Consider the following 9484-nt stretch of genomic DNA (forward strand, 5'->3'; position numbering starts at 1 on the left):
GCCAGAATGGCCGGGGGCCGCCCCCGCAGGAAACAGGTCCGAATGACCGCTGCCGCATCCCAGTCCCGCCCGCTGTTCCAGCCAACGATCCTGCTGGCTCTCGCGCTGATGGCGATCATCGTGATGATGATCCTGCCGGTTCCCGCTTTCATCCTGGATGTCGGGCTGGCGGCCAGTTTCGCCCTGGCCATCCTGATCTTCACCGTCACGCTCTTTGTCGAGAAACCTCTGGATTTCTCCGCCTTCCCGACGGTGTTGCTGGCCTCCCTCATGCTGCGGCTGTCGCTGAACGTCTCCTCTACCAAACTGATCATCGGCGAAGGACATACGGGAACGAATGCCGCCGGCGATGTGATCCAGGGTTTCGCCGATTTCGTCATGTCGGGGTCGGTCTTTCTTGGCCTGGTGGTTTTCGGCGTCCTGCTGATCGTTAATTTCATGGTGATCACGAAGGGCGCCGCCCGCATGGCCGAGGTCGGCGCGCGCTTCGCACTGGACGGCATGCCGGGCAAACAGCTGGCGATCGACAGCGACATGTCGGCGGGCGCCATCGACCACATCCAGGCCAAGGAACGGCGTGAACGGGAACAGTTGGAAACGACCTTCTTCGGCTCGCTTGATGGGGCGTCCAAGTTCGTCAAGGGCGATGCGGTTGCCGGTCTCCTGATCACGCTGCTGAACCTTGTGGTCGGGCTGCTGATGGGGGTGATTGTCCACGGCATGCCCCTGGGCGATGCTTTTGAAACCTATGCAATTCTCACGGTGGGCGACGGGCTGGTGACGCAGATCCCGGCGGTCATCATCTCCATCGCCTCCGCGCTTCTGCTGGCCCGCGGCGGGGCCATCGGCGCCACCGACATGGCCCTGATGGGCCAACTGGGTCGTCACCCCGCGGCGCTGGCAACCGTCGCGGTCCTGATGCTGCTCTTCGGCTTTGTGCCTGGGCTGCCCTTCGTGCCCTTCGTCCTGGGCGGGCTGGTGCTGGCCGGCGCGGCGGCGGCCGTGCGCCAGGCACGGACCCGCGCGGAAGAAGCCGCGAAGGATCCGGAGGACGCGGCCCCCAAGGCGCGCCAGAAATCGCTCGGCGACACGCTGGACCTCGACGACATCCACGTCGAGTTTGCCCCCGATCTGGTGAACATGGTGCTGGATCCCGGCACCGGCCTGGATGCGCGGATCGAGAACATGCGCCTTCACGTGGCGGAGAGCTACGGGCTGATCCTGCCCGAGATCCGGCTCACGGACGATCCCGCCTTGCCTTCGGGCAGCTACGTCATTCGCATCCAGGGGGTCGAACAGGCCCGCGCCATCCTGCGCCCCTCTCGCGTGCTGGCCCTGACCGACGGACGCGGCGGCCCGGCCGGTGAGGAGGTGAAGGAGCCGGTCTACGGCGCCCCCGCCCGCTGGATCGACCAGTCAGCCCAGGATGACGCCGCCCTTTCCGGTCTGACGCTGGTCACCCCGACCGAGGTCCTCGCGACCCACCTGCTGGAAACCATCAAGCGCAACTTCGCCCGCCTGCTGACGATGAGGTCCCTGCGCCGCCTGCTGGAGGAGATGACGAACCTCACCGATGCGCGGCGAGCCGAGGCCAACCGCAAGCTGCTGGATGAGCTGATCCCCGACAAGGTGCCGCTGGATCTGCTGCATCAGGTGCTGCGTCTCCTGGTCGGCGAACAGGTGTCGATCCGCAACCTCCCCCTGATCCTGGAGGCGGTCGGGGAACTGCGCCAGGTCACCCAGCAGCCCGAAGCCATCTGCGAACACGTCCGCCACCGCCTGGGGTTCCAGCTGATTGCCGACCTCAGGCGCGAGGACGGCACCGTGCCGTTGATTCAACTGGCGCCGGAATGGGAAGACATCTTTGCCACTTACCAGATGGAACGGGACCGCGGTGTCGTCGACGTGGCGCTGCCGCCCGACATCTTCAACCGCCTGGTCACGGCGATCTCCACAGCCCTGTCGGAGGCCTCCGAGCAGGGCATCCACCCGGCGCTGATCACCTCCACGCAGCGGCGCCGGTTCTTGCGCATGGCCCTGACGGCGCGTGGCATCACCAACCCGGTGTTGTCCTTCGAGGAGATCGGCATAGACGCCCGCCCAGCCCTCATTTCTGTGGTGCCCGCCGATGAATGAGGCCGCAGCAGAGGCCCTGGCCATGATCCGTACCCAGGGCTGGGCGGCGCTGATCGTCTTCCTGCGGGTCGCTGCGGTCACCTCCTTCCTGCCGGGCTTCGGGGAACAGTCGGTGCCCATGCGGATCAAGCTGGCGATCGCCCTCGCCCTCACCGCGATCGTCCTCTCGGCCCGGCCCGCCCTGCCGCCGACACCGCCTAGCCTCGGCGCGCTGGCCCATTTCCTCGGCACCGAAACCGTCGCCGGTCTCGCCCTCGGCGTGGGCCTGCGACTGTTCCTGCTGGCGCTGCAAACCACGGGATCGATGATCGCCCAGGCTACCTCGCTCAGCCAGATCCTGGGCCCGATGGTGATCGAACCAATGCCCGCCATCGGCAACATCCTGGTGGTCGGCGGCCTGGCCCTGGCGATGATCCTCGGGCTGCACGTGCACGCGGTGCTCTACCTGCTGATCTCCTACGAGGCGATGCCGGCCGGCAGCTGGCCGGCAGCGGCGGACCTCGCGCAATGGGGCACGGCGCTGGTCGCCCGGGTCTTCCGCCTGGCGTTTTCCCTGGCCGCCCCCTTCATCATCATCTCGGTCATCTACAACCTGACCCTCGGCGTCATCAACCGCGCGATGCCACAGCTGATGGTGGCCTTCGTCGGCGCCCCGGTCATCACCTTCGGCGGCATCGCCCTTCTGCTATTGCTGGCGCAGACGCTGCTGACAACCTGGGCCGAGGGGCTGTTCGGCTTCCTCCTGGCCCCGTTCTGAGCGGGGGGCGGAGATGGCGGAAAGCGAACAGCAAAGCGGCGAGAAACCGCATGAGCCGACACAGCGCAAGCTGGACAAGGCCCGCGAGAAGGGTGAGGTGCCCCGCTCGAACGACCTGTCGACGGCCGCGGCCTACGGCGGGCTTTGCCTCGCCGCGATGGCCGTGGGCCCCGCGGCCCTGCCGGGGCTGGGGGCCACGATGCAGACCCTCGTCGACCGCCCAGAGGCCCTGGCCCCGCTCTTCTTCGACGGCCCCGGCGCCACGATCACCGGCGGCCTGATGGGCGCGGTCACCCTGGCCATCCTGCCCTTTTTCGTCGCCCCCGCCGTGGCTGCCCTGGCCACGATCATCGCGCAGCGCGCCTTCGTCGTCTCGGGCGAAAAACTGCGCCCGAAACTCTCACGCATCTCGATCATCAAGAACGCCGGCAACAAGTTCGGCCGCACTGGCCTGTTCGAGTTCTTCAAGAGCTTCGCGAAACTGCTCATCTACTCGCTCGTGCTGTTCCTCTTCGTCTCGGCCAAGCTGCCCGAGATGGCGCAAACCCTTCTGCTGGAACCGGGAATCGCCGTGGCAACCCTGGCCCGGCTCTGTGTCGAGTTCCTCTCCCTCGTCTTTGTCATCGCGCTGATCATCGGCGGCATCGACGTGCTCTGGCAACGGGCCGAGCACATGCGCCGCAACCGCATGACCGACAAGGAAATCCGTGACGAGGTGAAGGACTCCGAGGGCGACCCCTACATGAAGCAACAGCGCCGCGCCCGCGGTGAACAGATCGCAAGGGCGCAGATGATGGCCGATGTGCCGCGCGCCGATGTCGTCATCGTGAACCCCAGCCACTACGCGGTCGCTCTGGCCTGGGACCGCAGCCCGGGCAGCGCGCCCGTCTGTGTCGCCAAGGGTGTGGACGAGGTCGCCCTGGCCATCCGCCGCATCGCCACCGAGGCGGGCGTGCCGATTCACAGCGATCCGCCCACGGCCCGCCGCCTTCATGCAGAAACCGAGGTCGGAGCGCAGATCGCCCCGGCCGACTACCGCGCCGTCGCGGCCGCGATCCGTTTCGCGGACCAGATGCGGCGCAAAGCGAAAGGAACGATTTAATGCCCCTCTCCCGAAAGACAAAGGCGCTGGAACCCATCGCCGAAGCAACCTCCATGGCCTTCGAGACCGAGCTTATGCAGCTGCGCCGGATCGCTGCACGCGAACGCCAGTTGCGCCTGTCGCTTGAGGCGCTGGAGAAACGCGCGGCGGACCGGTTCCTCGACCAGGTCGACGAGCTGTCGGGAAGCGATCTGACCTTTGCCGACGGTCAGGACCGCGCCTGGCGCGACTGGATCTCCACCCGTCGCAGCAACCTGCAGGCCGAACTTGCCCTCGTCCTGGCCGACAAGAGCGAGCGCATGGGCCAGCTGACCCGCGCATTGGGGCGCCGCGATATCGCCGCCCGGCTCCATGGTGCCAGCCTCAGCGTGGATCGCCGCGCGGCCTTGGCCCGCGAGCTGGCGGGGCTTCAGGATCTGGCTGTTCTATTGAAGGGCCGCGCCCGGCAGGATCGCCTCAACTAACCAGAAGAGGATCGCGACAGGGGACGCCCCATTTCGGAGGAGGCCCGATCGGGCCCCTGCCGCGCCTCGGTCATTCCGGGGCGGGGTGATGATGCCAACTTCGGGCGCCTGATCTCAAGCTCTGAAAATCGCGGGTTTGCTGCTCCCGAACCGACGCCAAGCCTATGTCAGGTGTTCGATCAAGCCGGGACCCTCGCGGCACCCCTGACCGGCCGACGACGCCGAGTATTCAATGCCAAAGGACTTGGACAGGCCTGTTTCGATGAGGGCCGCAGCAAGGTCTGGCTATGAGGAGAGCGCGGACCGGACAGGCCGGCGTTCGTGGGCCAGAGCGTCTTGGCTAGGCATCCTGACGGGCGATGTCGGTGATCAATACATCCGACACGGTCGGCCCCAGAACCTTTCGCGCCACGCCGAACAACGCCGCGCGCAGCACGTCCAGGTTGTTGGAATTGGTAAAGGCCCCGTCGAATCCCCCCACGTTGGCATGGTCGAACATGACCTGCAGGAAGGCGTCGCGCAGCTTCGGCTCCCGCGCGTAGACGAGTTCCTGGCCCCCCAGCTCCACCTCCAGGCTGATCGACATCACGACCAGGGCACCGATCTTCTCATCCGTGATGACCGGGATGATGAACTGGTTGTTCATCTTGACGTACTCCCGATCGGTCAACTCCTCCTCCGGCGGCGCGGCCGTGGGCTCCGCCATCTCTTCGGCAGGCGCCTCCATGCCCTCCGCGCCATCTTCGGCCGGCGCCTCGGGCGCGGGACGCAGCATCAGACCGGCGCCGGCGCCGCCACCGATCCCCAGGACAATCAGCAGGATTGGGAGGAGTTTTTTCATCGGTCCGCCTCAGAACGGCAGCACGCGATCCAGCACTTGCTGGCCGATGCGCGGTTGCTGCATGTCGGTGATCTGGCCGCGCCCGCCGTAGCTGACACGGGCGGAGGCGATCTTGTCATAGGTGATCTCGTTCTGGCGCGAGATATCCTCGGGCCGGACATAGCCCGACACGAGCAGTTCGCGCAGTTCGAAGTTGACCCTCACCTCCTGGTTGCCGGAGATTGCCAGCACCCCGTTGGGCAGCACGTCGACCACCGTCGCGGCGACCCGCAGGGTCAGCTGCTCGTTGCGGCTGACGGAGCCATCGCCGGAATGCGACGACGTGCTGTCGACCGAGACCGCGTTGTCGTAGGAGGCCCCGTCGGGCAGCAGCCCGCTCAGCCTTTGGGGAATGCCCAGAAGTTGCGGCACGCCAAGGTTGTTGGCCCCGGAGCGCGAACGGTCGGTGGAGTTCGAGATCGCAGCACTTTCGTCGATCTCGATCACGACAGTCAGGATGTCGCCCTCGCTCATCGCGCGCCGGTCACCCAGCAGGGACCCACGGTCGCGCCGCCAGAGAGAGGCCTCCGGCAGTTCATTGCCGTATGGAGAATACACCAGATCGGCCCCCTTCCGGGCCGGATCCATCATCGCGCGATACTCAGGCGTATGTATATCCGGAGAGAAATTCGGCGGTTTGCCCAGATGAGACCGGTCGATGCAGCCCGACAGGGCCAGTGCGGCAAGGGCGAGGGGCAGCAGGGAACGGGTCATTGCACTTTCACACTTCCATCAGGCTGGATCCGGCCGCTGATCGTCTGCCGGGACGAGAGGTTCATCACGCGGATCGTCTCTCCGGCGCCCCCGCGGCCAAGGGCGCGGCCTTCGGCAGTGATGAGCAGCCCGTCCCGGTCATAGGTCAGGCTGACGATGCCATTGCGTTCCACCAGGGCCGGCGGACCGAGGTTGCCCGGCAGGATGGGGCGTCCCGCGTAGATGGTGACGCGGGTTTCCATGCCCACCACGCCATCGGCGGAGGTCAGCGCGCCAGGCACCTGGATGTCGCGCAGGGCGATATCGAGGGGCGTCAGTACCGTCTGTGGTCGCAGGTTGCGCGCCGCCACGAGCGTCTCGGCCCGAACCGCCGTTCCGGTCAGGCAAAGCGCCAGACACAGCCCGGCCAATATCCGCGGCGACCCGGTCATCAGCGCACGGCCGCCGTCGCACCCAGCATCTGATCCGCGGCCGAAATCACCTTGGAGTTCAGCTCATAACCGCGCTGCGCCTCGATCAGCTCGGTGATCTCGCGCACCGGATCGACGGTGCTTTCCTCCAGATAGCGCTGGCGCAGGGCGCCCAGCCCGTCGAGGCCAGGCGTGGTGATAACCGCAGCCCCCGAGGCCTCGGTTTCGACGAAGAGGTTCGAGCCGATCGCCTCCAGGCCCTTGGGATTGGTGAAACCGGCCAGCGAGAACTGGCCCAGAAGCTGCGGCTGGGTCGCGTCGTTGAAGAAGGCATAGACCTCCCCATCGGCATTGATCGAGATGGAGCGCGCATCTTCGGGGATCGTGATCTCCGGCGCGACGGGGTAGCCGTCCGAGGTGACGATCAGCCCTTCGCCCGTCTGCTTCAGCCCGCCATCGCGGGTATAGGCGGCCTGGCCCGAGGGCAGGGTCACCTCGAAATAGCCGCGCCCCTCGATCGCGATATCCAGATCCCCACCCGTGGCGCCCGAAGGCCCCTGCGCCAGCAGCATGCTGACCGAGGTCGGGCGCACCCCGAGGCCCAGCTGGATCCCGGTGGGCAGGACCGTCCCGTCCGAGGCATTGACCGTGCCGGCGCGGGCGAACTGCTGGTAATGCAGGTCGGCGAACTCGGCCCGGCGGGCGTTGTAGCCCGTGGTCGACATGTTCGCGAGGTTCTGCGAGATGGTTTCCACCCGCATCTGCTGCGCGGCCATACCGGTGGCGGCGATTTTCAACGCTCTCATTGCGTCATCCTTTCCGTGTCATGGCGACAGCCTAGCGGGCGAGGGTTTTCAACAGGTTGCGAATTCGGTCATCTTCTCGTTCGAGAAAGCTCTGCCCCAGTTCATAGGCGCGCTGGACGGTGATCATACGCGCCACCTCCGAGACCGGGTTGACGTTCGACGCCTCCAGGAAGCCCTGAAGCACGCGCGGCGCCTCGACCGCGTCGAAACCCTCGTCGGCGCGGAACATCGTGCCGCTTTCACGCTGCATCCGGTCGGCGGCCACAGGGCTGACGACCCCCAGCTGGCCCACCGGCTGACCGTCGGCGGTGATCGTCCCGTCCCGGCCCAGGCCGATCTCGGCAGCGGGGGGAATGAACAGCGGCGCGCCGCCGGCATCCAGCACCGGGTAGCCATCATGGGTGACCAGGTCGCCCGCGTTGGAGGTGGCGAAACTGCCCGCCCGGGTCAGCCGTTCGCCCTGCGGCGTCTGCACCAGGAAGAACCCGTCCCCCTCGATCGCGAAATCCAGCCGACCTCCCGTGGGCGTCAGCGTGCCCTGGGTGTATTCGACCCAGCGGATATTGCCCTGCGCCATGGAGATCGACGGCCCGGCCTCAATCCCCTGCACATATTCGGAGAAGATCATCTCCTCGCTGCGGAACCCGGTGGTGGCGGCATTGGCGATGTTGTTGGCGATGATGTCCATCTCGCGCGACAGGCCCGAAAGGCGGGTCAGCGTGGTGTAGGTGGCGTTTTCCATGGTCAGCCTCCGGCGATCAGCGGGATCAGGTGGATCTGGAAGAAGGCGACGAGGGTCTGCGACATGAACCCCATCGACAGCCAGAAGACGACGACGATGGCCCCCAGTTTCGGCACGAAGGTCAGCGTCATTTCCTGCACCGAGGTCAGCGCCTGGAAGAGGCCGATCACCAGGCCGGTGACCAGGGCCACCGCCAGGATCGGAGTCGAGGTGATCACCGCAACCCAGAGCCCCTGGCGCAGGGCGTCGAAGAAGACCGTCTGGTCCATGCCATCCTCAGCCCCGCGTCACACGGGCATCCGCAGGATTTCCTGGTAGGCCTCGACCACCTTGTCGCGCACGGTCACCGCAGCTTCCACCGCCAGTTCCGTCTGCGCCAGGGCCTGGACCAGAGAGGTGGCGTCAGCCTTGCCGGCCATCGCGGCGCGGGCCACCTCCTCACCTTCGCGAAAGGTCTCGGCGAAGTCGCTTGTGACTTCGCCGAGCGTGGCGCCGAGACCCTTTCCGGGCCCCTGCTCCTCCCCCGGCGCGGGCAGCGTCGCGGGGCGTGCGGCCGCATATCTTTGCGCGGCGTTCAGGGCACGAATGTCCATTCTGAACCTCCTTTATCGATCTTCTATCGACGTAACAGTTCGAGCAGCCCCGCGGACATTTGCCGCGCCTGGTCGAACACCTTCAGGTTCGCCTCGTAGCTGCGCTGTGCTTCACGCGCGTCGGCGATTTCGACCACCAGATCGACGTTCGATCCATCATAGTGGCCGGTTTCATCGGCCAGGGGATGCGCAGGATCGTAGATCCGCATCACCTCTGTCCGATCCAGTTGCACCCGTCCGGTGCGCACCTCGGAGATCCCCTCACCGCGGGCCGCGGCCTCGAAGGGGACGGTCTTGCGCCGGTAGCCCGGCGTATCTGCGTTGGCGATATTCTCGGACGTGTGGCGCAGACGCTGCGCCTGGGCACGCAGGCCGCTGGCCGAGACCGACATGGAATTCAGCAGCTCGCTCATCCTTACCTCCGCCCGATGGACATGCGCATCAGGCTGAGACCGGAGCGATAGATCGCCAGGGCGCGGTCGTGCTGCGACTTCACTTCGACCGACTTCAGCATTTCGTTTTCAAGGGAGACGTTGTTGCCGTTGGGTTCGGCATAGCCATTCCGCTGGGGGCGGGTGATGGCGGTGGCCAGCCCCTCCGCGCCGTGCAGGTGGCGGGCACGGGAGGCCCGCATCGGCGTGGCCGGGACGCCGCCCTCGACAAGATCGACAAAGGGCACAACATCCCGCGCCTTGTAGTCGGGGGTATCGGCATTGGCCGTATTTCCGGCCACCACGTTCTGTCGCACGCCGGCATGGCGCGTCATGGCATCCGCCATGCGGAACACTTCCAGAGTTTCGAACATCGGGGCTTCTCCCTCGATTGGCTTCAATCAAGGCTTAACCCCGATTCCTTTAGAAATGGTTCGCAGCAGATGAAG

General features: G+C 66.3%; 13 protein-coding genes. 4 read left to right on the top strand and 9 right to left on the bottom strand.

The window, feature by feature from the left end:
* The first annotated feature begins 42 nt into the window (after positions 1–42).
* From flhA to CVM50_RS18390, 4 genes are read left to right on the top strand one after another with little or no spacing between them, the layout of a single operon-like run.
* Positions 43–2136 (top strand): flagellar biosynthesis protein FlhA, encoded by a 2094-nt coding sequence (gene flhA / locus CVM50_RS18375; protein ID WP_085888820.1) that lies wholly within the window; start codon positions 43–45, stop codon positions 2134–2136.
* Entirely contained in the window at positions 2129–2893 is a 765-nt protein-coding gene (locus tag CVM50_RS18380) for a flagellar biosynthetic protein FliR (RefSeq protein WP_085888821.1), read from the top strand. The genes flhA and CVM50_RS18380 overlap by 8 nt, the downstream gene beginning before the upstream one ends.
* Positions 2894–2906: 13 nt before the next feature.
* Positions 2907–3995 (top strand): EscU/YscU/HrcU family type III secretion system export apparatus switch protein, encoded by a 1089-nt coding sequence (locus CVM50_RS18385; RefSeq protein WP_085888822.1) that lies wholly within the window; start codon positions 2907–2909, stop codon positions 3993–3995.
* A complete protein-coding gene (locus tag CVM50_RS18390; RefSeq protein ID WP_085888823.1) occupies positions 3995–4459 on the top strand; it encodes a hypothetical protein in 465 nt (154 codons plus the stop codon). Before CVM50_RS18385 ends, CVM50_RS18390 begins: the two co-directional genes overlap by 1 nt.
* Before the next feature lie 340 nt (positions 4460–4799).
* On the opposite strand, the gene CVM50_RS18395 is transcribed toward CVM50_RS18390, so the two are convergent.
* The 9 genes from CVM50_RS18395 to CVM50_RS18435 are packed head-to-tail and all read right to left on the bottom strand — an operon-like array spanning position 4800 to position 9409.
* Positions 4800–5300: a flagellar basal body-associated FliL family protein gene (locus CVM50_RS18395; protein ID WP_085888824.1), complete on the bottom strand. Its 501-nt coding sequence runs from the start codon at positions 5298–5300 to the stop codon at positions 4800–4802.
* A 9-nt stretch (positions 5301–5309) separates the two neighbouring features.
* Positions 5310–6053 carry a flagellar basal body L-ring protein FlgH gene (gene flgH / locus CVM50_RS18400; RefSeq protein ID WP_085888825.1) on the bottom strand — a complete coding sequence of 248 codons (744 nt, stop codon included), beginning with the start codon at positions 6051–6053 and terminating at the stop codon, positions 5310–5312.
* Entirely contained in the window at positions 6050–6484 is a 435-nt protein-coding gene (flgA, locus tag CVM50_RS18405) for a flagellar basal body P-ring formation chaperone FlgA (protein ID WP_100148545.1), read from the bottom strand. Before flgA ends, flgH begins: the two co-directional genes overlap by 4 nt.
* Positions 6484–7269, bottom strand: a complete 786-nt coding sequence (gene flgG, locus CVM50_RS18410) for a flagellar basal-body rod protein FlgG (protein WP_085888826.1) — start codon at positions 7267–7269, stop codon at positions 6484–6486. Before flgG ends, flgA begins: the two co-directional genes overlap by 1 nt.
* A gap of 31 nt (positions 7270–7300) precedes the next feature.
* A complete protein-coding gene (locus tag CVM50_RS18415; protein ID WP_085888827.1) occupies positions 7301–8011 on the bottom strand; it encodes a flagellar hook-basal body complex protein in 711 nt (236 codons plus the stop codon).
* A 2-nt stretch (positions 8012–8013) separates the two neighbouring features.
* Positions 8014–8280, bottom strand: coding sequence for a flagellar biosynthetic protein FliQ (locus tag CVM50_RS18420; protein WP_085888828.1), 267 nt, complete (start codon positions 8278–8280; stop codon positions 8014–8016).
* An 18-nt stretch (positions 8281–8298) separates the two neighbouring features.
* Positions 8299–8604 (bottom strand): flagellar hook-basal body complex protein FliE, encoded by a 306-nt coding sequence (fliE, locus tag CVM50_RS18425; RefSeq protein ID WP_085888829.1) that lies wholly within the window; start codon positions 8602–8604, stop codon positions 8299–8301.
* Between the two features lie 23 nt (positions 8605–8627).
* Entirely contained in the window at positions 8628–9017 is a 390-nt protein-coding gene (gene flgC, locus CVM50_RS18430; protein ID WP_085888830.1) for a flagellar basal body rod protein FlgC, read from the bottom strand.
* Between the two features lie 2 nt (positions 9018–9019).
* Complete coding sequence (locus CVM50_RS18435; RefSeq protein ID WP_085888831.1) at positions 9020–9409, bottom strand: FlgB family protein; 390 nt, start codon at positions 9407–9409, stop codon at positions 9020–9022.
* Between the last annotated feature and the right edge of the window lie 75 nt (positions 9410–9484).

This window comes from Pseudooceanicola marinus, from assembly GCF_002786295.1.
In the GTDB taxonomy this organism is placed as follows: Bacteria; Pseudomonadota; Alphaproteobacteria; order Rhodobacterales; family Rhodobacteraceae; genus Pseudooceanicola; species Pseudooceanicola marinus.

Bases quoted from the DNA above. Each gene is read 5' to 3' on its own strand.
- flgC (WP_085888830.1), bottom strand. From the start codon at position 9,017: ATGAGCGAGCTGCTGAATTCCATGTCGGTCTCGGCCAGCGGCCTGCGT.
- CVM50_RS18385 (WP_085888822.1), top strand. From the start codon at position 2,907: ATGGCGGAAAGCGAACAGCAAAGCGGCGAGAAACCGCATGAGCCGACA.
- CVM50_RS18390 (WP_085888823.1), top strand. From the start codon at position 3,995: ATGCCCCTCTCCCGAAAGACAAAGGCGCTGGAACCCATCGCCGAAGCA.
- fliE (WP_085888829.1), bottom strand. From the start codon at position 8,604: ATGGACATTCGTGCCCTGAACGCCGCGCAAAGATATGCGGCCGCACGC.
- flgH (WP_085888825.1), bottom strand. From the start codon at position 6,053: ATGACCCGTTCCCTGCTGCCCCTCGCCCTTGCCGCACTGGCCCTGTCG.
- CVM50_RS18415 (WP_085888827.1), bottom strand. From the start codon at position 8,011: ATGGAAAACGCCACCTACACCACGCTGACCCGCCTTTCGGGCCTGTCG.
- CVM50_RS18420 (WP_085888828.1), bottom strand. From the start codon at position 8,280: ATGGACCAGACGGTCTTCTTCGACGCCCTGCGCCAGGGGCTCTGGGTT.
- CVM50_RS18435 (WP_085888831.1), bottom strand. From the start codon at position 9,409: ATGTTCGAAACTCTGGAAGTGTTCCGCATGGCGGATGCCATGACGCGC.
- CVM50_RS18395 (WP_085888824.1), bottom strand. From the start codon at position 5,300: ATGAAAAAACTCCTCCCAATCCTGCTGATTGTCCTGGGGATCGGTGGC.
- flgG (WP_085888826.1), bottom strand. From the start codon at position 7,269: ATGAGAGCGTTGAAAATCGCCGCCACCGGTATGGCCGCGCAGCAGATG.
- flhA (WP_085888820.1), top strand. From the start codon at position 43: ATGACCGCTGCCGCATCCCAGTCCCGCCCGCTGTTCCAGCCAACGATC.
- CVM50_RS18380 (WP_085888821.1), top strand. From the start codon at position 2,129: ATGAATGAGGCCGCAGCAGAGGCCCTGGCCATGATCCGTACCCAGGGC.
- flgA (WP_100148545.1), bottom strand. From the start codon at position 6,484: ATGACCGGGTCGCCGCGGATATTGGCCGGGCTGTGTCTGGCGCTTTGC.